The sequence below is a fragment of the Desulfosporosinus sp. FKA genome (assembly GCF_002196785.1).
Classification (GTDB): domain Bacteria; phylum Bacillota; class Desulfitobacteriia; order Desulfitobacteriales; family Desulfitobacteriaceae; genus Desulfosporosinus; species Desulfosporosinus acididurans.
The window spans coordinates 151,497-175,556 of record NZ_NAHZ01000015.1 but is presented as its reverse complement, the minus strand read 5'-3'; the positions used below and the strand labels follow the sequence as shown (position 1 = coordinate 175,556).

General features: G+C 40.3%; 15 protein-coding genes and 1 riboswitch. Of the genes, 4 read left to right on the top strand and 11 right to left on the bottom strand.

Features of this window, described 5'->3' with window-relative positions; genetic code table 11:
- Window positions 1-192: 192 nt before the first annotated feature.
- Window positions 193-690 carry a hypothetical protein gene (locus B5771_RS04400; protein ID WP_088186456.1) on the bottom strand — a complete coding sequence of 166 codons (498 nt, stop codon included), beginning with the start codon at window positions 688-690 and terminating at the stop codon, window positions 193-195.
- Between the two features lie 223 nt (window positions 691-913).
- On the opposite strand from B5771_RS04400, the gene sigI reads away from it, so the two are divergent.
- Window positions 914-1,648 carry an RNA polymerase sigma-I factor gene (gene sigI, locus B5771_RS04395; RefSeq protein WP_088186455.1) on the top strand — a complete coding sequence of 245 codons (735 nt, stop codon included), beginning with the start codon at window positions 914-916 and terminating at the stop codon, window positions 1,646-1,648.
- Window positions 1,648-2,682 (top strand): anti-sigma factor domain-containing protein, encoded by a 1,035-nt coding sequence (locus tag B5771_RS04390; RefSeq protein WP_088186454.1) that lies wholly within the window; start codon window positions 1,648-1,650, stop codon window positions 2,680-2,682. Before sigI ends, B5771_RS04390 begins: the two co-directional genes overlap by 1 nt.
- 98 nt (window positions 2,683-2,780) lie before the next feature.
- Here the strand turns inward: B5771_RS04390 and B5771_RS23775 are convergent, their stop codons facing one another.
- From B5771_RS23775 to B5771_RS04340, 8 genes are all read right to left on the bottom strand, one after another.
- Window positions 2,781-3,179 (bottom strand): hypothetical protein, encoded by a 399-nt coding sequence (locus B5771_RS23775; protein ID WP_140417689.1) that lies wholly within the window; start codon window positions 3,177-3,179, stop codon window positions 2,781-2,783.
- Window positions 3,180-3,518: 339 nt separating this feature from the next.
- Entirely contained in the window at window positions 3,519-7,535 is a 4,017-nt protein-coding gene (locus B5771_RS04380) for a cell wall-binding repeat-containing protein (RefSeq protein ID WP_088186452.1), read from the bottom strand.
- 319 nt (window positions 7,536-7,854) lie between these two features.
- Window positions 7,855-8,298, bottom strand: coding sequence for a hypothetical protein (locus B5771_RS04375; RefSeq protein WP_088186451.1), 444 nt, complete (start codon window positions 8,296-8,298; stop codon window positions 7,855-7,857).
- Between the two features lie 415 nt (window positions 8,299-8,713).
- Window positions 8,714-9,151: a hypothetical protein gene (locus B5771_RS04370; protein ID WP_088186450.1), complete on the bottom strand. Its 438-nt coding sequence runs from the start codon at window positions 9,149-9,151 to the stop codon at window positions 8,714-8,716.
- Between the two features lie 471 nt (window positions 9,152-9,622).
- Window positions 9,623-10,429, bottom strand: coding sequence for a C40 family peptidase (locus tag B5771_RS04365; RefSeq protein WP_242966728.1), 807 nt, complete (start codon window positions 10,427-10,429; stop codon window positions 9,623-9,625).
- Between the two features lie 5 nt (window positions 10,430-10,434).
- Window positions 10,435-10,574: riboswitch (cyclic di-AMP (ydaO/yuaA leader) on the bottom strand.
- Window positions 10,575-11,713: 1,139 nt separating this feature from the next.
- Window positions 11,714-12,484: a prolipoprotein diacylglyceryl transferase gene (gene lgt, locus B5771_RS04350; RefSeq protein WP_088186446.1), complete on the bottom strand. Its 771-nt coding sequence runs from the start codon at window positions 12,482-12,484 to the stop codon at window positions 11,714-11,716.
- Window positions 12,485-13,264: 780 nt separating this feature from the next.
- Entirely contained in the window at window positions 13,265-13,945 is a 681-nt protein-coding gene (locus B5771_RS04345; protein WP_088186445.1) for a GGDEF domain-containing protein, read from the bottom strand.
- Between the two features lie 16 nt (window positions 13,946-13,961).
- A complete protein-coding gene (locus B5771_RS04340; protein WP_088186444.1) occupies window positions 13,962-15,572 on the bottom strand; it encodes an HD domain-containing phosphohydrolase in 1,611 nt (536 codons plus the stop codon).
- Between the two features lie 353 nt (window positions 15,573-15,925).
- Here B5771_RS04340 and B5771_RS04335 point away from each other — a divergent pair, with 353 nt between their 5' ends.
- Window positions 15,926-17,647 (top strand): methyl-accepting chemotaxis protein, encoded by a 1,722-nt coding sequence (locus B5771_RS04335; protein ID WP_088186443.1) that lies wholly within the window; start codon window positions 15,926-15,928, stop codon window positions 17,645-17,647.
- A gap of 1,124 nt (window positions 17,648-18,771) precedes the next feature.
- Window positions 18,772-20,058 carry a divalent metal cation transporter gene (locus tag B5771_RS04330; RefSeq protein ID WP_088186442.1) on the top strand — a complete coding sequence of 429 codons (1,287 nt, stop codon included), beginning with the start codon at window positions 18,772-18,774 and terminating at the stop codon, window positions 20,056-20,058.
- Window positions 20,059-20,933: 875 nt separating this feature from the next.
- On the opposite strand, the gene B5771_RS04325 is transcribed toward B5771_RS04330, so the two are convergent.
- Both B5771_RS04325 and B5771_RS04320 read right to left on the bottom strand, forming a co-directional pair.
- Complete coding sequence (locus B5771_RS04325; RefSeq protein WP_088186441.1) at window positions 20,934-21,131, bottom strand: heavy metal-associated domain-containing protein; 198 nt, start codon at window positions 21,129-21,131, stop codon at window positions 20,934-20,936.
- Between the two features lie 98 nt (window positions 21,132-21,229).
- Entirely contained in the window at window positions 21,230-24,043 is a 2,814-nt protein-coding gene (locus B5771_RS04320) for a heavy metal translocating P-type ATPase (RefSeq protein WP_088186440.1), read from the bottom strand.
- Window positions 24,044-24,060: the final 17 nt, after the last annotated feature.

Below are 24,060 nucleotides of genomic sequence, written 5' to 3'. Positions count from 1 at the left end.
AAGCTATAAAACATCACTCTATCCTTGCTTTATCAATAAACCGGAGAGCTTTTCGCCATTTGATTCCTCCTTTGAATTATAATGCATCCCTTATCTATGTACTTTGGCTTATTCAATTGTATTCAAACAATTTGAATAAGCCATGAACGAATTATGACTTTCCTGTGAATTTGAGAAACATTTATAGAAATCTTACCGGCCCATTCTTCCCATTGACCCCATTGTGTTACCACTTGAATTTGGGCTTGATGGCTGCATCATACTCGAAGAATTCGTTTGGCTGGACCTGGATGTCCCTCTCATTCCTTGCTGGCTTTGTGGATTACCCATTTGACCATTCATTGGTGTACTCATCGGCATTGATTGTGTTTGATGATTTAAGGGCATGTTCAGCCCCGAATTAGTCATGGATCCATTAGAACTCATATGAGGTATATTTATTTGATTTGTTGTCTGGTCGGACGAAGAAGACGGATTTTGGGCTGTTTGTGCCTGTTGTGTTTGATCCGTCTGATCATTTGTTCTCTGCATTGGGCTCATGCTGGTGACATTTTGGGGGTTCATATAAGTTGACGCATTGGATGGTTGAGATTGTGTTCCAGTACTCCCCACGGTTTCAGCATTTACAATCCCTGCCAATCCAACAATTAAAGCCATTGATACCGTCGCTACTAATACTCTCTTTTTCATACTACAGTCCAATCCTTTCATTATTAGTTATGTTCGAAAACAAATAAGCCGAACTCAATTTTGGTTTTGCTATGAACTCTCACCTCCCGTTGACACCAAAGTATTCGACAACATACTCGGTTATTGGGGGGTAGTTGTAATTATTCTTTTAGGATTTTTTCTTCAAGGTACCCCTTAAATTTATGAACTTTTTACGAACATTCTTCTAGCTGGAGGGGTTGAAGTGCAAGAATTATTAATTCAACAGACTTTACAACAAGCCAAAAGTGGAAATGAACTTGTAAGAGAAGAGTTCATTAAAAATCACAAACCGTTTATTCTGAAAGTCAGCTCTAATCTATGTAGGCGCTATCTTACTTGGGGGCGTGACGACGAACTGAGCATTGCCTTGGTCGCGTTTAATGAAGCAATTGATAAATATGAGCCTGGTGAAGGTGCCTCGTTCTATGGGCTTGCTAAAACAATTATGACGCGACGATTAATTGATCACTTCCGCAAAGAGTCAAAATATCAACTTCTCTCGCTTTCTCCTTCAGAATCCGACAGTAACGACTTTAAGAATTACGATTCAGAAGTATCCATGGAAATGTATCAAGAAACGGAGCAAAACTATGATTTTGCGGAAACCGTTAAAAGTTATGTGTTTGCCCTAGCCGAATATGGAATAACCTTAGAAGATTTAGTTAAAGTCTCCCCTAAGCATCGTGATAGTAAAGCGACTCTCTATAAAGTTGCTCAAGAGCTTAGTGATCGGGACGATTTATTGCAATACCTAACAAAGAATAAATGTTTACCTCTCAAAGAGTTAGAACTCCTGACCGGGATAAAACGCAAAGTGCTAGAGAGAGGGAGAAAATATCTTATTGCTACAGTTCTAATCTTATCCGATCCTGATTTTATGTCGTTAAAAAGTTTTACACAAATGGATCCAATAACGTCAAGAAAGGGGTTAGCGTAATGGAAAAGGTCAAAGGCATTGTTATGAAAATCACTAAAAAGAAAACGATCCTTTACACAGAACGTGGTGACTATTTGGAAATCAGAACTCCGATCACCCCACCCCTTCTCGGACACGTTATTGAAGTAGATTTGCCAGAACGTAACATTCTAAACCAAAGACTCCTTAAATTGGCTTCTATGGCTGCCATTCTGCTTCTCGCCTTGGGCCTTGGTGTATTTAACATAGTCTCAAGCGCAAATACTGCAGTGGCTGCTGTTGTGATGGATATTAATAATAGTAAGGAACTATTCGTTAATCGTGATGCCAAAGTACTTAGGGTGATTGATTTAACTCAAGGATCTAAACCTTTAACTTCTGAGATTAAGCTTCAAGGAAAGGATATCTATACATCGGTTGACCTTTTAATCGATCAAGCGAATTCTCAAGAAACCTTAAAAGGAAGCAAAAACCTGGTTATGGCAAGCATTATACCCTTGGATAATCGTCAAGAAGATGTTATTGATCAAGCGAAACTGCGGGACTCAATGCGTCGTCATATGCTTGATAAAAACATCTCTGCTGATCTGATGGTAAGCCAGACCGATGAAGCGACTCAAAAAACAGCCCAAAACCTTGGCATGAGCGTCAATAATTATCTGGTGTATAAGCGCTTAATGGATAAGGGGCTAGTAGCTAATACAAACAGTACCAACCCCAATGACACCAACCATATGTTGAGCGAATCAAATACTACATTACATTCTCTTTTTCCTCAGGAAAGTATGACAATAACTCCTCAAAGCGGGACTCGCCAAGAAGAACCAAATTCAATGGGTACTCCCATGTCTGGCGAAAAAATGCCTTCGAGTAGTCCCCCAGCATCAGGTTCAAGTCAAAATAAAAGCCCTTCTAGTATGAAAAATACTTTACCCCCGTCCAATAACTCAATGCCAGCTAATCCATCTATGAGCACTACCCCTTCAAGCCAAATGCCCATGCAAGGTAGATCTGGTAGTCAAAGTGGCTCAGGAACACAAGGTATGATGCGATAATATCAAACCAAGCGCCTTTCACACAACGTGAAAAGGCGCTTGGTTGGTTACAGCTATAAACTAAGTAACGAGCAACGTTGAAGATCCCCTACATAATATTAATGGTGATGAAGATTATGATCTTGTGGTAGCTGTTGTTGCTGATGTTGGGAAGGAGGTAACACGGCAGAGATTGCTTGAGGCATGGATGTAATTACAAGAATAATAGAAATAATCGAGGAGATAAGATACACCCAGGCAGCAGGACGATCATAACTCCACTTGCGTTTTGCAATATAAATGAACCATGCGGAAACAACAAGGGAAACCAGTAAAAAGATAATCTTGAGGGGAGGAGATAACGATAAAAGGCTTGAGCTTAGAGTCGTTAACCCTAAGGCAAGCAATAAGGTATGAACCCAGTGGTGAGAAGAAGCAATCAGTGCCAATAGGACTGAGCCAATTCCCTTAATTATTCCCTTTCCCTTTTTTCTTTCGTCTGTTTTGTTCTTTTTCATATACACCCCTCCGTAATTCTTATGTTTATAAAAAGTTAGTTTGAGGTTTTCCCTCAGGACCAGAGTGTTTGTTACCAAGTTCAAAGTTGACTGAACTGATATTTCAAGTTTAATGACCAGATACGATTTCTCATGAAAAAGTTGTGAATTTCTAATGAAGTTAATTCTTAGGTTCTGATTAATGCCTGGCGACCCGATATCATGATGAAAGAAAAAAAGAATTAAACCTGATGAAGAATATGCTTGAGAGCGAAGAAGACACGGTCGGCATTTAACTGCCACCCGTATCCTCTTGCTCATTTCGAACGAAACTAATTAATTCTAAATTATTTAGTTAGGTTAGTTTACGTTCAACGTAAACTGTTGTGTCACATTGCTGCCCGAACTGTCAGTTACTATAACACTGAAAGTTGAAGATCCAGCTGAAGTCGGTATACCGCTAAGGATTCCATCATTCAACGTTAAGCCTGCAGGTAAACTACTGCCTGGTACCAAATCATAATTGTACGTTCCGGTACCACCTGCCACATCAAAACCGGCGCTATAGTACATACCGTTGATAGTTGAAGGCAGGCTTGTCACAGTGAAAGTTAGAGGCTGAGAAGTCGCTGTCTGTGGCTCTATGGTGATTATTCCGATAGCCGATGCAGTCGTGCTGCCACTGTCAGTGACAGTTACCTCAAAACAGTAAGAGCCTGGTGTCGTCGGTATGCCACTGAGTATTCCATTAGGACTCAGCGTTAATCCCGCAGGGGTCGTCGAGCCGTTTGCTATTGCAAACGTATACCCTCCAGTCCCTCTTTGAGCACTTAGGACTGCACTATAAGCCATTCCTTCTGTTGCGTTCGGCAACATTTGATTGGAGAAACTCAAAGCAGATGGAGTCGTACTGTCCGCAGTCACAACAACATTTATACTTGCCGTCACTTGATTGGGATTCGTAACATTAGCCGGGAGATTCGACAAAGTTCCACTAAATGTATACGTTCCCGATGTCAAGCCATCGTACGATGGAGTTCCATTATCCCATGTCACATTGGCGATGGCATGTGGGTGTCCTGGGGCACTTAAATTTAGCATTACAGCACTCGGTAATCCTATGGCTCCCTGTGTTGTCCCGTTCGCGACAGTGATTGGCGAGGTCGTTGTTACCCCAGTGACTATTTGACCTACGGTAACACTTACATTTGCCGTTAATTGATTAGGATTCGTTACATTGGCAGGCAAATTTGATAAGGCTCCGGTGAAAGTATACGTGCCTGCTGTGGTACCATCATATGTTGGTGTTCCGTTATCCCAGGTTAAACTGGCATTAGCGTTTCCGCCGCCGCTTAGGTTTACCGTGACTGTGTTCGGTAATCCAATGGCTCCCTGCGTTGTTCCATTCGCTACAGCGATTGGAGAAAGACTGGATATACCTGTAACTGTTTGACTTTGAACAACAGCGCTATCGACTGTAACACTAACACTTGCGGTTACTTGATTTGGATTTGTAACGTTGAATGGCAAATTCGATAAGGTTCCGCTAAACGTATACGTACCTGCTGTGGTACCATCATATGTTGGCGTTCCATTATCCCAGGTCACATTGACGTCAGCGGTCCCTCCACCGCTTAGGTTTACCGTGACGGTATTCGGCAGGCCGATGGCTGACTGTAGTGTCCCGTTTGCCGCTTCGATAGGGGAAGGTGACGTTACATCAGTGACCGTTTGTGGATTTGATTGAGTTACCGTTACTCCTGTTGCCGGAGTTACAACATCGACAGTCCCGTTACCAGCCAATGTGAAATCTACATCAGCCGTAATCGCAGCAACATGTGTACCCGAATCGACTGTAACCGTAGCCCCTGTGGCTTCAGCAGTGACTGTAACAAGGGTAAATATTCCAGATCCTGACAAAATCGGCTGAATTCCTGCAGCCGCCACCTGGACATCACCGATTGTAGCCCCGCTCGCCGCATTAATGGTAACGCTGGCACTGAGGGTAACAGTTGGGACGGTCGTACCCGCCGCAATGCTTATGGTTGCATTGTTTGCCGCACTTGTTGTCGACACAGCACTTACTGTACCAGTTCCTTGCACACTCAGACTAACCGGACCAGCCACTTGAACATTATTGATCGTTGCGGTACTATCTGCCAGAATTGAAACTGTTGAATTTACAGTGATCGGCCCAGAAATCAAAGCTCCGTTGGTCGCTTCTAATAATAAATTAGAAGCGGAGGACCCTACTGTAATTGGTGAACTTATCGTACCGCCAAGTTGCACCGTTGCGCCACTTGTTGGTACATTAAGGGTTATATCACCGAAGGCATTACTGCTGTTACTTCCCGTACTGTTATTAACAAGATTAGCTGCGGATTGTACTAATGTGTTGCCAATCATGGTACTGCCCTGCGTCACGATACGCACTGGAGTCTGATTTGGAGCGTTTACCGTTAGGGTATCTGCAATCGTCACCCCAATTAAATCAATGGAATGGTCGGCTCCTGACTGAACTACAACATTTTCTGCTGTTACGTTGTTCAGGGTTACACTACCTGTTGGACCTGGATTCAAGGTTAAAGTCCCAGAGACTTTGACATTCTGCAGGGTCATACTTGTGTTCGAGCCCCCGCCCAATGTCATATCTCCAGCAACGGAGAAGAGACCTGAACTTGGCCCGTAAGTATTGTCAGATGTTTCTGTTACATTCCCATAGAACGAATCTCCGGAATTCCAAGTTGGGTTAGTCGTGGTACCAGTTGAGTCGTTTGAATGACTTGAACTATCAGTACCACCAGCAGTACTGCTTACTCCGCCATTTTGGATCACCTGGACTCCGTCCCCTACCTCAATCATGTCTGACGGAAAATTATTTCCCATAAAGTTCACGACCGGAGCAGCGTCTTGGGATTGTGGGAAATATGATAATTTGATTTTACCAAATGAAGTCCCGTCGACAGCCTGAAAACTCGCCGAAGACGATGCTACAGTTCGTTCAATTTTAGTACTGCCTGTCGCATTAATTAGAACGTCAGGGCTGCTGCTTTGATTATCAAGCAATTGGGCGTTCACGTTCACAAGATTAATTCCTTTTGGCCCGCCAGATAGAATTACGATGTTTGTTGCAGTCACATCTTGCAAAGTAGCTGTACCATTGTCTCCCGGGTCAAGAAAGATCGTCCCGTTCACAGTGAGATTGTTTAGAGTGACGTTATCTCCTTGTACATAAACACTGTAGTCCGTTTTAGCATTCTTTACCGTTACATTATTCCCCGTTACTTTGAGGATCCCATTAAGTTTTTCTAACGTTTGAGAATCGTCTGACCCTTTGCTCGATCCGTCTTGACTGATTACCTCTGAAGGTACTAACGAATTAAGTGCATCTTCTGAGACGACAGCCGGTCCCCCGAGACCTATCACATTTGTCAATAAATTAGACTGGGCGTAATTATTGCTCGCCTCAGGCAACGTCTTGCCAGTTAATAAGATAAGCGCATCGTTTTTTACTGCCAGAGGTACTCCCGCCAAAGCATCAACCATTGTTTCCCCATTAGCTAGGTAGGTCGTTTTGTTTTTGGCTCCAGCGAAGTTCTCTAAGACTTCAAGGTTCGTATCATATTGAGTCTGCCCATAATACCGCTCAACTGTTCCAGGTATTTGAGCTTTTGCCGTTTCACTGATAACCGCTGGCCCACCAATGACATAGGTTTGCTTGACATTGGCTTGGACACCTTCCAGATAGTCTTTAACATAGGCAGATAATGAACTGCCATTGGTATATAGGATAGGCATCCCTTGGGCCCCAGCAATAGCAGCTACGGATAAGGCATCTGAACCGGCTCCGCCAGTGACTACAACCTGGCTAATTTTTACGCCTTGATTGGCCATTTCTTTGGCTATGTTTACAGATGTCTGAGAAGCATCGATGCCTCCGAGGTCCTTTACTTCTGTTACCGTTTCAATTGTTTTTACTTCATCAAGGACATTCTTTTTGATGACAGCCGATCCGCTGGTAACATAGACTTTCTTGACCTTAAGCCGTGTCAGTTCCTCCTTGGCGTTCTGATTTAGATCATTACCTTCAGTCAAAATAATAGGTGCGTTTAATTTGGCAGCTAAAGGTCCTGCGGCCAAGGCATCGATAAGATTTGCTGGCATACCTGCAGCCAGTATGGCATAATCAGAAGTTCCAGTCCAACCATTCTTGGCAATCTTAGCTGCCGTTTCATACTGATCATAACCATAAATACTGGTCGTGTTCGAAACCGTCTGTGCCACGGATGCTGCTGCCATAGACGGAGAAACTACACTGAGTAAAGAAAAACATGCAGCTAATCCTCCGATAAGCAAGTTTTGTTTTAATCCGTGCACCAATTCACCCCTCCTCTTCTTTTATTTTCTATATCTAGAGTTACCTCTAAATACCACTTTTAGCAAACAATAAAATCTTAAGTAGGAACAAACGCTTTCAAGTAAGTTGTGGTTATTATAAATACGTTGTAAATATAAATCTTTGAAATATTTACAAAATCGAGATTATACAAGGGGTATTGATTGAATCAAGAAAGTAGCCATGTTTGTAAATTGTGGTTGAACTATGTAATAACCTTTGGAAAAGTGCCGAGAATTTATTCTCAGCACTTTTTGTAGCATTCAAATACTTTAACCAATCATCATATAATCGCTTTAATTAGAAATTCATCATGGTACTTCCGGTATTAGCTCCCCCAATTCCGTTCATCATTGTATTACCCGAACTAGCAGCACTACTTCCACTCATCATATTCCCTTGAAATTGGCTCATGAATTGATTCATTTTGTTAAGGTTATCTTGTCCTATTTGAGCCTTAACGGCTGGGTCTGAATTCATGAGATCTTGCATTGACTTAACGTCTCCTGTTTGCATAGCTTTTTGCATTGCGGCTGAATTATGGAGATTTTGCATTGCTGATGAGTTCATTAATGTCTGATGTTGGGCTGGAGTAAAGGTTTGCTGCATGAAATTTTGCATTTGACCAACCCATCCATGGTCCTGTCCCTGAGTCGTTCCCGCCAAAGCCGGTAAAGCCATAAGCCCTACCGCCAATGTTGCAGTTCCTACGATTGTTGTAATTTTCTTAGTTAATTTTTTCATTGTAATTCCCCCTTATTTTTATTTGAATTTATTTAACTGCTTTTCTATGTTCTTAGTGTAGCTTTTGGATACGACTATCTCATGAAAAAGTTGTGAATTTCTCATGAAGAAAGGGATGCAACGAAATTATAAGTTTCGCTACATCCCAACCATAATCCAGCAATCCAATTTACCCAAAGTACTTGTTGTGTTGTAGTTCTCTAAGGGAAAGACTTAATTAATTAGGATCAAGCCCTCTCTCCCTAAACACAATCTCTATGACTTTGCGAGTTCCGAAACTCTCCTCTCTTGTCACGAAGAGCTCGTTAATATTAATATCTGCCTCTTTACGTGACCAATGGCAATGCGTATGTAAATAATTCAAAAAGCAGGATCCTTTCAATAAGTGACCCTGCTTTTTCATGACATCTAAAAGTTACTTTGAACCCATTGCTTCTTTTACTAAAGGCTGCAGGGCTGGATCTTTTACCATGGCCTCAAATGTTGCTTTCATTTTAGGATCAGCCATAATCTGCACCATTGGCTTAAACATCGATGGATTAGACATAATGCTTACCATGTTATCGAGATTTTGACTACTCCCCATAATCCCGATCATATTCTTTTGGACCTCACTGCTTTTCATAATATCGATCATCATCGGCGTTATTTGTGAAGACCCCATTACTTTTACCATGGACTGGCGTGTATCAGGTGAACTCAGAACATTTGCCATTTCTGTAGGATTGCTCGTCATATATTGAGTCATATTACTGGGGTTCATCACGCTATTTTGACTTCCACAACCAGCAAGACTTAACACTGTGATAGAACTTAGGGCAATAAACACTATAGTCTTGACTCTCTTATTCAAAATCGATCATCTCCAATCATTTTTGTACTTAATAACAATTACTGAGTTAAGAGCTATATAAATTTTAATAAGTAAGGTTAAAGAACTTAACAAATCAAATACGACTTAGCGGGCACCTCCTTAAAAAGGATTAATCATTATAGCTTTTAAATAGTTGAATATACGAATATCTCTATAATTCTCTTGTATTTCTACATAAATTCTTAAATTCCTTCTTATTTTGCAGGTTTATGGATATCATCACAATGTACTATTATTTACATATGTAGGAGCTATTCTTACAGGTTAATAATTCCAGGAACGATAACTTGGATTACATGTGTTCTATGATTTTTAAATTAAGTATTCTATTTTAAAGGAAAAGGAAATGGCTAAGACTGTAATCCTAATACCATTTCCTTTTTATTGTTACCTTGTTTACTATAGGTACAGTCATTTAAAGGTTAATCTCTTAGTCAATATAGCGCAAAGTTAAAGGATTCGACGCGCACCAAGGTAATGTTTTGACCAATAACTTTCCGACAAATTATGAATACCTACACCATCACTAGATGCTCCGACTGTTTGTCCTCCACCAATATAAATTCGTACATCAGTAGCTCCAGGAGCATAGGTTTGAAAAAACACAAGATCTCCTGGTCTTAGATTATTACGACTTACCGTTGAGCCTAGTTTGTATTGTTCGGCAGCAGTTCGTGGAAGTGAAATTCCGGAGGCCCTAAATACATGTTGGACAAACCCTGAACAATCAAATCCTTTTATACTCGTTCCGCCCCAGAGATATGGAATACCTTGTAAACTTAATGCATGACTTATAAGCTTATCTACGTATAAACTGCCCCTCGATACTTGGGGCATCGAAGCTTGTTTAGGTTTGATATTAGAAACCTTCTGTGCAGAAGTGCTTTTTTTCTTGGTATCCTTATTTATCGGAGGTACTCTTAATGTCTTTACTAAGGCCGGTGTTTTGCTAACAACAGGCGTTATCGATTCTTTTTGGTTAGAAATAATTTTACTAGTTATTTGAGGTTCATTCATGTTAGACTCGATTGAACTTGTCCAATGAAAGGCTACACGTATTGCTTGAGAATATGCTTTTGATTGAGAAACTACTACAGGGGAATTTTTGTATACGGTACTTGGTAGCTTAGTAACCATAGGGGTAACTTTGGAATTTAAAACCGCCGCTTGAGAAGGGGCAATCCCCACTAAACTATTTGTCAAAAGAACACCACTAAGGGCAACCCTAGTAAACCACTTTTTCTGGAGAATAAACAATGACTGGCTCCACCTTTCATAGCTTACGAGGTTAGTTGTCGGATTCGGGTAAAAAGGTGTAAACCCTACATGTTCAAAACATGATTCACCCCATATGAAATCCCCCGTTCCAAGCATTTATGCTCAGATTCAGCACTTCAATTTTTAAATATTAGTATTTAGCTTTGCGGATATTGTCTTATAGAAGTCCTCCTTTCTTATCTCGTAATGCTAAATCCCATTCATCTTGAAACATCGTAATTATACTCTAGTACTATGAATTTCCTATGAACGAACGTATTTTCCGATATTGAACATCTTCTTAGAACATACTCTTATTTGCTGGCTTATGATTTCCCTAAATACGAAGAAGGTGAAAGCGAATGGTTGTTTCGCCTGATCTCTCAAACTTATCCTTTATCATGCAAAACGGAGTTATTTTTCTTAGTTTATCGCCCAACCCGTGCAAAGGTTCAGATGGCCCTAGGGTTAATATTTTTAAAATTATTATAGAGTAAGAAGCAATTGACGTATAGAAATTTCAGGATGCAGCTTAATTCCTTTAGTTCAAAAATAATAAGTCCCCCTGTAGCTTCATCATACATCGAAAAATTACTTTGAAATTTTTTTCACTTTTTATCGTAGCATCTATATTAAGATGATACATTTGGGTACCGGGTAGATTCAAAATCCTGAATTGATTATCGAGATATTGCCCACGTAAAATTTTGAACTAATTTTATATCGGGCGCACCATCCATAATGTTTGGAACATCCAGGCCAATCCAATAGACGCTCTTAAACTCGGGCAGCTTATCATAGAATTGAATAGTAACATGATTCCCTTGATAGACTTGGATCATTGGTCCCGGTGAATTCAATTATATCCCCAATCATTAGTGCCGAGTCCGGGTAGAATTCCTCTGTATTTTTCATTTATGCTGTTACCTTCCTTATCTGTATCTGTCATTTTAGTGATCTGTTTAAGAACTACTGTTTTCCTCGAAATTTATAGATTTTTTTGTAACAGGGTGGTCCTTGTGATTTTCCTGGTCATGATGAGGATCCCCATGTTGGCCGCCGCAGCACCCCCCCATACCTTTCCTATGCATTAAGATCATCATCCCAAATATTAATAAATACCAACCATATTGGTTTAAGAACAGCCACATAAAACATCATCCTTTCTTTGAAATTGAAAAGTCTCCACTAAGACAATTGGTTAGTGTTAGCAAATTTCTTTGCTTCTAATGGAGTAATCTTAAAAAGCGGATTCTTTAGTTAGCTGAATGAATGAATTCACTCTTAGTCTGTATTCCTATATGATAAAACAATCGCAGAAATAAGAGCGATGACGATCATCCCTATACTACTCCATTGAGCCGAAGTCCAATGGAATAAATAACGTGCACCATCCCCTCGGAAAAATTCTAAGCCGAATCGTCCTAATGAATATAGAATAATGTAGATTAAAAAAAGAATACCCCTCGGCCATTTGCGCCAATGTGAAAGAATTATGATTAAGGCAAATACAATCAAATCCCATTGTCCTTCCCAAACCTCTGCAGGCCATAGGGGTTGACTTCCATAAGCAGCATAAGCAGTGGTACCAGGAGGATAGACTAGACCAAAACCTGAGTTTGTCGGTCTACCGAAGGCGTCGCCATTGAGGAAGCATGCTATTCGCCCAATTGCCTGTCCTATAATAATACCGGGGGTTGCAATATCTGCCATTTTCCAGAAATTAAGCTGATGTTTACGTGTATAAATCCACCCAACCATAAAAGCTCCTAGCAAAGCCCCCTGAATTGCCAGGCCACCATGCCAAATCTTCAAAATCTCGGCAGGATGTAGGTAATAATATCCCCATTCATAAAATAAGACTTGCCAAAAACGTGCTCCAATCACAGCTCCAATCACGGCATAGACTACTAAATCCAAAAGATGCCGACGATATTCTTTTTCAGAAGAAGCTAGTGAATAAGCGACCCCTAAGGCTATACTTATTGCAAAAGCAACTACGACACCATAGGATCTTAAAGAATATCCCCCGATGCTGAATAAAGTTTGTAGCAAATTCGACGCTCCTTCCTACTTTAGTATCAATAGATATACCTATTATCCATTTTGCTTTTTCAGTTTTTCCTCCTTTAATTACCCTAGGAATAATTTTCGCGTTAACTTGTCTTCATGTCCTGAGTATAGTAGAACAATTCGATTTTGATGTGAATTAGTTGTGAATTTCTAACGAATAAAAAACTTTGCAAATTAATGGGCGTTCTTAGCTCTTTTGACTAAACTTAGTAGCAATAGGAATGTTTCCGGTATTTCTCCACCTTTTTCCCTTCTTCAATACCTTGCAGGCTTAAGCACAGTTGTTTACATAAAGATCCTTTCCTGTAACTCCCCCACCTTGCTATCTAGTTGTTTGGGCTAATCCAAAGGCAGAATACGGAACAAATTGTATCTCATGAAGCATAGCTTCTACTGGTACTTCGGTGATGAGTTGGCCGTTGTCCGTGTTAAAAATTTGCACCCCTTGAATATATCGAGAGACATAAGCCGACTCACGTAAAGATACCACCCGAGCGGGTGGCATCTTAGTTTTTATAGAAAAATTGTAAATCATCTTAGTAATTCGTTTTATAACCGGCATTAAAAAGCAAGTGCAGAAAGTGAATAATTCTAAGGATAAGACTCTAACTATAGGCACTTTACAAAAGTCTTATCCATGGCCCTGGGAAAATCAGATGGATAACTCAACTAATGAGTTTAGCTGTAGCTTCTATGCCTTAATTTTTGTATCGGTTCGCAGCCTTCTTCAAGGAATCAGCATCAAAAAAGTGTTCATTACTATTAACTGGATATCGTGCAATTCTTTCCACTTAGTTTAGCTTTTAGTAGAGCTTTATCCGAGACGGCAATAACCTCATGAATAGATCTTCCATCATCCGGATAACTTGAAACACCCAAAGACACGGTTACCTGAGGAAACTCACCATTATCCAGTTGGCATATTTTAGATCTAATTTTTTCAGCCATTCTGATAGCATTAGCTTTTTCACAATCCGATAAAAATAGAACTATTTCCTCTCCACCATATCGATAAACTCGATCCGTCGCACGAACACAAGTTTTAATTGTTTTTCCTACCTTTTTGAGTACCATATCCCCAATAGCATGACCAAAGTGGTTGTTGAAATTCCTGAAATTGTCAATATCGAGAAATATAAGAGAGTAAACCCCATAATTTGTTACTTTATTTATATCTTGGTCAAATGCCCTACGGTTAAGGAGTCCTGTCATATTATCCATCAGAAGGCTAGACTTTAACTGACGGTTAAGCCTTTTAATTTTATCAAGCTGTTTATCATAAATAAGAAAGATAATGAAATTTGTCAGTCCATACGAAATCCCCATTATTAGGCAATGCAAAAACAGATTATTAAATAGTGGCTTAGCTATAAAATACAAAAGTATCATCGAATAAAATATCCCAGTCAATATCATAGCAATTAACAACCCTAATTTTCTCATACATTCCCCTCTCCCTCTAAGTAATCGCCAGAAGCCTCTCTTCACATTGTAAAAAGGCTTCTACGATTTCTGGGTCAAAATGTTGATTTTTACCGGCGACAATTCTATTGACAGCTTCCTGATGAGAGAGTCCTTTCTTATAAGATCTCTTCGATCGAATTGCGTCATAAGCATCACAGAGAGCAAAAATTCTAGCTTCCAAGGGTATTTCCTCACCCACGAGTCCCTCCGGGTACCCTCTTCCATTAAATTTCTCATGGTGATAGGCGCAGATGTTCATACCCATTTCAATGAATGACTCTGTCAAATGATATTTTTCAATCGTATCGCTAAGAAGGTTTTGGCCTGTTTGTACGTGTTTTTTCATTTCCTGATACTCTGCGTCCGTCAATTTACCCTCTTTTAATAAAACAGCATCGGGAACCGCTACTTTACCAATATCATGCAATGCTGCCGCGTAATAAAGATTATCTAAAAAGTCATGAGTAATTACCTTGTTATACCTTTTGTGGGTACTTAATTGTCGAGCTATGATCATGGCGTAATCCCTGGATCGTTCTAAATGTTTCCCAGTCTCTGGATCACGTCCCTCCGCCAGGGTGGCAAGTGAAAAGACGATAGCCTTTTGTGTGTTAATCGTCTTTTTCACCACTGAAAAAGTGGTGAAGATACTGAATATGATTAAACTGAGAAAAACCACACATATAGCTCCGAACAGGTAAATGAATTTACCTAAAGTTACCTTTAACAAAGGTAACTGATGATATTCGGCAATGATAAATGGTTGTTCAGAAAAGACTTTAACCCAAGAATAATGGATCATTTCCAAGTCAGTCACTGCATACCAACCCGTGTTACCTGTTAAATCATAACCCAGTCTTTGAATGTTAAACGTTCCAGTCTTCTGATCGAGGAAAATATCTGTACCATAATCCGTTTGCAGAAACAACTGCGTGTTAGGTAAAACCTCAAATACATTCATTAGATCGAGATCGATGAACAAGACACCTTCTTTCACAGAACGATCATCGTAGATAGGCATAGCAAGTGTCATAAATACCCGTTTTGTAGTGTTTGCCCCTTCTTTTACCGTCCCAAAATAGATTGAAGAAAGTGTTTCCCGTCCTTTGTTCAAGGCAATCGCTTTTTGGAAAAGTTTCCTATGTAGTTCTTCATTGCTCATACCATCGGACCAAGTGGATTTTCGTTTCGTTGATCCTTCCACTTTTAACGTCTCAGCACCGGACAGATTTGTGACGGTCATTTGATAAATTTTTTTGCTATCCAAAAAACTCGAGAGTAGTTTCTCTGCTCCACTTCTTTTTAAAGGATTGAAGTTTTCATTAAAGTAAGATTTCACATTTGGTAACGATAAAGTGAAGTCTAAGTCCCTCTGAAAATCCGAAAAATATTCGCTGATATTCGTTTTGCCTGAAGTAACTTCGGCCATAGTCTTTTGACTTCTCCACTGCTCTTCCTCTTCATAGACCTGCCTCGTCCCAAAGTATAACGATATTCCAAAGACAATTAGCATAAGGAGGATTACCAAGAGATAGACCAAATTTTTTCGAATTAACTTCCGTATTATAAATGAATCCTCTCCCGGCTGAGATAGAAAACGTTTCATAGTTGGTAATCCTTTCACTTAACGTATAATACCAAAGGTTCTCATTGACAACCATAGTATAGATGTTAATTATGACTAAGTTATGAATAACTTATGAATATGTCTTGAAAAGTTGGTAACAGGGCTTAAATTTTATCAAATATATAACGGCCAAAACATCTGAAATTCATAATTATTTCACAACAAATTCATACAAATTTGCAATTATAATTAGAAGGATTTTATATCTGAGTGAGGAAAGGAGGAGCAAAAGAAGTTATATAACGGGGAATACTTTTGCTTAAAATAAAGGACATTTATATAATATTGTAGAATATTGTAGCATAAAGCAGGATTTGAGGAGAGTGGAGTATTTGAATTTAAAAAATAAGGGTTTAGGCTTCCAAGTTACAGTTATGATGTTATGTATCGCATTAGCTGCCGGGATTGTCGGAACCATAGGAATCTACGGCATGTATCAAATGAACGATACCTCAAATATGGTTTATCAACAAGACGTTGTTCCTTTAAACCAACTCTCAGAGTTACGTTTCGATGCCCAAGGCTATATTATCGATGTTGCCTTTGCAGTTAACGCACGTACACCGGAAGAACGCCAAAAATACTTATCGGACATTACTCAAAAAAATAAAGATGTTAACGAACATATGGCCAATTATGATAAGATTTCCAAATCGAATCAGGATTTAGCTTCTTGGAACCAGTTTAAAACCACCTGGAATGACTATCTTGAATCATCAAAAATAACGATTCAGGAACTAACCGAAGGGCGGATTGAAGACGCTAGAGTCCACATGTATGATGCTGATGAGAACAAGCATATGATGGCTAGCGATATTATTCAAAAGTTAGTCGACTCTAAAATGAGTCAAGTGGATATGCACAGTACAGTAACAAGTAAAAATATATTTAAAAAAGCCTCATTAATTTCAATCTTGCTTGTTGTAATCGATGTCATCGTAAGCTTTGTAATAGGCTGGTTCTTGAGCCGCGCACTGAGTAAGATGATGCAAAGCTTTGTGTTCAATGCATCTGAAATAGCTGCTGGGGATATTGCTCAGAAGAAAAAGACTTCTTGGAAAGCATGGAACCGCGAAGGAGCTGATCTTCTACAGGCTTTTAGCGATATGGGGGTCTCTTTGAGGAATACTATTACTAAAGTTGTCGACATGGCAGATCATTTAGGGCAAACCGCTCATGAAATGCATATGGGTGCCGAGCAATCTGCTCGGGCTGCAGAACAAGTAGCCTCCACTGCCACTGAAATAGCGACGGATGCAGAGATGCAGGTCAAGGAAATTACGGAAAATTATCAACGCATGAACTCTGTAATCAACCAGTTAAACCAGTCTGAACAGCAGGCTGAAAAAGTAAGCCTAGCCTCCCGACATTCCGCTGAACTTTCGAATAATGGCAGCCTTGCCCTTGGAAAAGTCGTTGTTCAAATGAATGACATCGAACGTCAAGTCCAAAACTTAAGCCAGGTGATTGGCGATGTCGATGAAAAGTCTCAAGAAATTGCCGAAACGGTACAACTTATTGATGATATTGCGCAGCAAACCAATCTGTTAGCATTAAATGCCGCAATTGAAGCCGCACGGGCAGGAGAAAACGGTCGTGGATTTGCAGTTGTTGCTGAAGAAGTGCGTAAACTAGCCGAACAAGTTCAAACGAGCTTAGTCGATATCTCTCAGAGGGTTCAAGAAATGCAGCATGTTTCCCAAAGTGCACATCGCGGAATGACGACGAGTATGAAAAGCGTCCAGCAAGGCAGCACGTATTTAAAAGAGATTTCCGAACAATTCACCATAATCCTCAAGGCGGTTGAAGAAAGTTCTCAACTAGCTCAGGACATTGAAACTACTGTACAAGAAGTCCAACAAGATGGAGAACAGATCAAATTGGGTATGCAAAACGTCGTTCATCATGCAGAATCCACTTCGGCCGGAACACAAACTACAGCAGCTGCTGCAGAGCAGCAAAATGCGTCTGTTGAAGAATTATTCGCCTCTGCGGAAAGCCTAAATCAATTAGCCAAGGATTTGAGGCAATTGATGGATTATTTTAAACTCTAAGGTCCAGTTATATATCGCATCTAAAGAATAGTAATTAAGAAGACAGAAATGGATTGCAGTTAGGAACTATTGTCCATTTCTGTTTTCTTATCAAGAGCATAAAAAATCCTCTATAATATAAGTAAAGTCAAAGGAAATTGATTCAGGTTTAATCCTAGATCCATTTCCTTTGACTTTACTTTCTTATATGATTTGTAGTTTTTGCTTTTTAATTCAGAATACCCTTTCTAAGGCTCACATAGTCATTCTTATTAATCTCGCCGCGTGCGTAACGTTCACTTATAATACTCAGTGCATCGTCAGTTGTGTATGGAATATTGGATGTAGGAATCCTCTTACCCAGACAGCGAAATAAGGCCATTATCAAGACCAAGGAAAACAACTGGATACCAAATCCTAAAAGACCTGTCCACCAATAACCCCCTCCATAACCAGAAGCGAAATTAGAACCATATCCGTAGCCTTAACCCGGGCCCCAACCGCTCATCATTCCATAACCGAATCCCATCATTTGTATCATTCTCTTTAAGTGAATTTAATGAACTATTATTAACCTCTTTTAGCTGAGTTAAAGATTTATTCGTAAAGTGGTTGAACATTAAATCTGGAATAAATCTTTGTTTTTTATTTACACTGTATTACTACATCATCCTATATCCACTGTAACCGCCCACCATGCCGTAACCATATGGAATAGCCCCGCTAGAAGGTGGGGGAGTTAATTTCTTGACTTGGTAGAGAAGCTTGATTTGTTGTAGCAGCCATAGCCGGGATAGCAATGATCCCGATGGCTAGAAACGTAGCCCCGAGCAGCATAGATATTTTTTGTTAACCTTTTTCACACATTTACTCCTCCCTCAAATTTTTATTATTACTCTCATGGTGACTCTTATTAAGCCATTGTGTTTTGAATAAGCTATGAATTAACTATGAACGACAAGCTGGGTTCTACACCGAGCCTAAATAATTGCCAACTCTTATACTATTCCTATTGATTTAGTATGGATTATCATGTACAATTACTCTAAATGATAATGTTTATCATTATATGAGTGGTTAATCTTATGTACATACTCAGGCTAATGTTTCGTTTCATATATTCTTTAAATTTGGAGGAAACCACTATGGCAAACGAACGAGCCTTTAACGCGAAAACATTATCTCTATCAAAGTCTAATAGCATAAAACGATTAGTTCTCTTATTTGCTACGATAGGGCCTGGATTAACTGTCATGCTCGCTGATACTGACGCAGGTTCCATTATTACTGCCGCACAATCAGGAGCGCAATGGGGTTATAAACTGTTGACTCTCCAGTTACTTCTGATTCCTATTTTATATTTTGTGCAAGAATTAACGATTCGCATTGGGATTACAACCCGACGGGGCCACGGAGAACTAATTCAAGAAACTTTTGGAACGAAATGGGCTTGGGTATCCATTAGCACACTCTTTTTAGCAGCACTTGGTGCCTTGGTAACTGAGTTTTCGGGAATTGCTGGTATAAGTGCATTGTTCGGTGTACCGCAATGGGTAACGGTTCCTTTTGTTGCATTAATTTTAATACTTATTTCATCGACTGGAAAATATAAAGTTGTTGAGCGAATTGCAATTTTGGTTGGACTTTTTGAACTGGCATTTGTTCCAGCTGTTCTTTATGCAAAACCAAATTATTATTCAATAGTTCACGCAATTGTCGGAACTCAGCCACTTAATAACCATTCCTATTGGCTGCTGGTCGCAGCAAATGTAGGGGCAGTCATCATGCCCTGGATGATATTCTACCAACAAGGAGCTGTCGTCGACAAAGGCCTATCGTCAAAGGTCATTAAGTACAGTAGAATCGACACGGCTATTGGATCTGTTGTCACCCAAATTATTATGGGATGTGTCTTGATATTAACTGCTTCCACCATCGGACGGGTTAATCCCAACACACCCCTTGAAAATGTTCAGCAGATTGCCACTGCTTTGACTCCCTTTCTCGGTACGGTGACAGGTAAAACACTCTTTGCGGTCGGTTTAACCGGAGCTGCCTTAATCGCCGCTATCGTTGTTTCCTTGGCGAGCTCTTGGGCATTCGGAGAAGTTTTAAAAGTTCCATGCAGTTTAAATAATACATGGAAAGAAGCGCCTGCTTTTTATGGTTTCTATTGTGCTTCGATAATATTAGCTTCAATTATTACTCTTATAGGTATCCCGTTGATCTCACTTACGATTGCAATTGAAGTGATGAATACACTCCTCCTACCTATAGTCATGGGATTGTTGCTGGCTCTCGGTTGGAAAGTGCTTCCCCATCCGTATCAGCTTCACAAATGGGAAAAATATATTCTTCTCCTTATCTATATCCTTGTTTGTTCCTTGGGAATTTATACACTTATTCAATTATTTCCCACCCCTACAATCTAAATCTGAAATTAGAATTGACTGACTTTCGCCCAATTTTTCAAATCAATCTGTTATGACAAGCTCTTCCTTTTTCTATTCTTAATGTAGCCCAGTAACTTTGAATGGTTACTAAAATTAGGAATCCGGTCTAAGTCTCCGCATCGGAACTTAGACCGGATTCCTAATTTTAATCAATTGTACCTGAGATCGTGCTGCCTCCCTTATTACCCCTCGGAGGTAGGACTAATACTTCAGTGGCAATAACACTCGCGAGCTCACTATGAAAAGTCTTTGAAAAAATCAAACATCAGATGATATTTGTTTGCTTCTTCACCGTTAAAGCCAGACAGCAATCACTATGAGGAATTCTTTCCGTTGCCGTGTTATCATGCTAAATTTTGGTGAGTGAATTCGCTCTTCGTCATATTCCGCGACGCTAATACAACTCCAGCAATAAGAGCTATGATGATCATGACCACACTCCTCCATTGAGCAGAAGTCCAATAAAACAAATAACATGCTCTATCCCCTCGTAAGAATTCTAGGCTAAATCATCCTAGAGATATAGAACACTATAGGTTTATAACAGAATACCTCTCGACCACTTACGCCAATGCGAAAGAATTAGAATTAGAGTAGAGAGAATGATATCCCATACCCCTTTCCAAACCTCTGCAGGCCAAAGTGGGTTGGCTGCCATATTCGGAATTATTTTACATATTTTTTGTTTAGAGCGATTCAAATCAATTTGATGCTGCTGCGAATTGGAGGCAATTCCCTAATAAATTGGGAGCTTAAAGAAAACCCTCCCAATCGATTGAGAAGGTTTCGTTAAGATTTTAGTTTTTAATAGGCAAAATATTCAAAAACTTATATTGATTACATTCAAAGATTTCTTATTGGGCACTATAGCCGGCATCAGTTACCGCTTTGACCAGATCTTCGCGACTAGCATTACCGATTACGATAGCTACTCCTTTTGCGAGGTCAACACTTGCCTTTTCGACACCGTTTACTCCGCTGAGTGCTTTTTCCACGTGCATTTTGCAATGATTACAAGTCATTCCTTCGACTTTTAACGTAGTTTCGCTCATCTTATTTACCTCCAATAATTTCTATAATTATCTCCAGGCTGATTGGATTTGCCTAGAGAAATTTATCAGCAACTAAATTTGTATTCCGTTACCAAAACTTAGGCCGCAAGCTTTTGATCATACTTTTTAAGCAGAAGGGAACTGGTTACAACAGACACCGAAGAAAAGGCCATCGCCAGTCCAGCCCATTCTGGGGGCAATAATTTTCCGGTTACTGGGTAGAGCATACCCGCTGCTATGGGAATCCCGACCGTATTGTAAATCAGGGCCCAAAAGAGGTTTTGCTTGATTTTCCCTAAGGTTTTTCGCCCTAATCGTATAGCACGCTCAACATCGAGCAAATCATTCCGAACTAAAACAACATCCCCTGTTTCTTTTGCTACATCTGTGCCGGAACCGACGGCTATGCCTATATCCGCTTGGGCCAAAGCCGGCGCGTCGTTGATGCCGTCCCCGACCATGGCAACTTTTAACCCTTGATCCTGAAATTTCTTGACGATATTAATTTTATCCTGAGGTAAAACCTCAGCAATCACCTCGTCGATCCCTACTTGGGAGCCTACCACATTGGCGACCTTTTTATTATCTCCTGTAATCATAAAGGTCTTTATTCCTAAGTGATGTAAGCGAGCAATCGCTTCTTTAGTGCTTTCTTTCAATACATCGGCCAGGGCAATTAGGCCAATGACCTCTCCATCTATGGCCACAAAGCTTGTGGTTTTACCTTCTTCAGCTAAACGCTGAAAATCAAGTTCAGAAGAGCCTAAGTTTGCGTGATATTTTTGGATCAATTTTATATTGCCAATCAGCAGCTGCTTTCCTTGGTAAAGACAGACAATGCCATGGCCGCTTTTCTCCTGGTAATTTTCCACATCTTCGATAGTTACATTATCATCCTTAGCCCGTCCAACGACTGCCTGGGCCAGGGGATGAATTGAAGGATTTTCTCCGGCTGCCGCTATTGTAAGAACTTCCTTGTCCGTATAACCATTAAAACTAACGATATCGGTCACTTCCGGTCTTCCTTTTGTAAGTGTACCCGTCTTGTCAAATCCAATCGCCTCAAGTTTAGAAATTGCTTCTAAAACCGCTGCCGATTTGAACAAAATCCCTCGGTTTAAGCCCACACCGCTTCCCACCATCACCGCCGTCGGGGTTGCTAAACCTAAAGCACAAGGACAAGCGACGACGAGAACCGCAATTCCAGCAGTTAAGGCAAAGACAAAGCCGCTATGAATTAAGAAATACCAAATCGAGAACGTTATGAGCGCAATCGTAACGACCGTGGGAACGAAATAATTGGAGATTGTATCGGCTAAACGCTGAATTTCGGGTTTAACGCCTTGGGCATCCTCAACCATCTTAATGATTCCGGAAAGCATAGTATCTTTACCAGTTTTCGTGGTTTTAACCTTAATAATTCCCGAGGAGTTGATCGTGGCTCCGACAACCGGATCCCCTATTCCTTTGTCAACGGGGATGGATTCCCCTGTGATCATGGCTTCGTCAATACTGGCTTGACCTTCAATGATTTCACCATCGATAGGGATTTTTTCACCAGGTTTTATAACAACGATATCTCCGATTTTCACACTGGAAGCAGGAACTTCCTTTTCCTGGTCATCAACTATGATTCTTGCTTTATCGGCTTGAAGCTCTAGCAGACGCTTTAAGGCTTGACCTGCTCGACCCTTAGCTTTAGCCTCCAGGTATTTGCCAAAACGAACAAAGACAATCAGTAAAGCGGAGGTATCAAAGAAGTTAGGGCCATTGAAGAAAATTTGTGGAAAGGTTGTCATGGCACTGTAAGCGTAGGCCGCTGTTGTCCCTAAAGCTACTAAGACATCCATATTCGGGGAACGGTTTTTCAAGGCATGGTAGGCCCCTCGATAAAACGTCCATCCTGCCGTAAATTGAACAATCGTTGCCAACACAAACATAATATAAATGCTTGTTTGACTCATCTGCATATACATAAGCGGTACGATGGGTGCGGAGAGGATAGCACTAACGATCAACCAATAAAGTTGTTTTTTAACAGCTTGATCCTCTAAGCTTTCTTCGTTATTTTCGATGGGAGTATAGCCTGCATCCCTAACTTTCTCATAAATTGCTTCAAGGTTGATCACACTAGGATTATACTCAACGTTGACTGTTTCTGCGGCAAAATTCACACTGACGGAACTAACTCCCGGGGTATTCTTCAATTTCTTTTCAATGGTTAATGCGCAGTTAGCACAACTCATTCCGCTGACCTTAAACTGTTTCTTACCGTCTTCCATACCTTCACTATAGGCACCATAACCAAGGTCCTTGACCTTAGCCAAAACGTCTTCAGTCTTTACCAGGCTCGGATCGTATTCTATGGCCAGCTTTTCCGAAGCAAAATTTACCGATGCCCGCTTTATGCCAGACATTTTTGCTACCCCTTTTTCTATTGTCAAAGCGCAATTAGCACAGGTCATCCCTGTGACTTTAAGCTGGATTTGTTCATGAGTATCTTTTTGAGTAATCGGAGAACTTGATTCTATGGTTACAGTAGAATTTTGTTCTTCATTATGATTTTCGTCTTTTAGCTCTTCTTGTACCGGCGTCACTGAATATCCTGCTTCCTCGATGGCTCCACGGATATCGCCATCTTCAACTTGATTAGTATCAAAATTGAACTCAGCCTTTGAATCCGTTCTATATTCCGAATCGTCAACATTATAATCTGCCTCCTCGATAGCGCGGCGAATTGCCGCACGATCGATCACTGATGGATCCCAGTTAAAATTAGCCTTTGCTTGGTCTAATGTTACTTCGACATTTTCGATCCCGGGGAGGTCTTCCAAAGCTTTTGTAACCCTTCGGACACAATGTTCACACGACATTCCCAAAACCTTTATTTCTGAGGATTGTACTTGAGCCATAAAAATTTCACCTCACA

Bases quoted from the DNA above. Each gene is read 5' to 3' on its own strand.
- B5771_RS04400 (WP_088186456.1), bottom strand. From the start codon at position 690: ATGAAAAAGAGAGTATTAGTAGCGACGGTATCAATGGCTTTAATTGTT.
- B5771_RS04390 (WP_088186454.1), top strand. From the start codon at position 1,648: ATGGAAAAGGTCAAAGGCATTGTTATGAAAATCACTAAAAAGAAAACG.
- B5771_RS23775 (WP_140417689.1), bottom strand. From the start codon at position 3,179: ATGAAAAAGAACAAAACAGACGAAAGAAAAAAGGGAAAGGGAATAATT.
- B5771_RS04375 (WP_088186451.1), bottom strand. From the start codon at position 8,298: ATGAAAAAATTAACTAAGAAAATTACAACAATCGTAGGAACTGCAACA.
- B5771_RS04345 (WP_088186445.1), bottom strand. From the start codon at position 13,945: ATGAGAAAATTAGGGTTGTTAATTGCTATGATATTGACTGGGATATTT.
- B5771_RS04340 (WP_088186444.1), bottom strand. From the start codon at position 15,572: ATGAAACGTTTTCTATCTCAGCCGGGAGAGGATTCATTTATAATACGG.
- B5771_RS04330 (WP_088186442.1), top strand. From the start codon at position 18,772: ATGGCAAACGAACGAGCCTTTAACGCGAAAACATTATCTCTATCAAAG.
- B5771_RS04325 (WP_088186441.1), bottom strand. From the start codon at position 21,131: ATGAGCGAAACTACGTTAAAAGTCGAAGGAATGACTTGTAATCATTGC.
- B5771_RS04320 (WP_088186440.1), bottom strand. From the start codon at position 24,043: ATGGCTCAAGTACAATCCTCAGAAATAAAGGTTTTGGGAATGTCGTGT.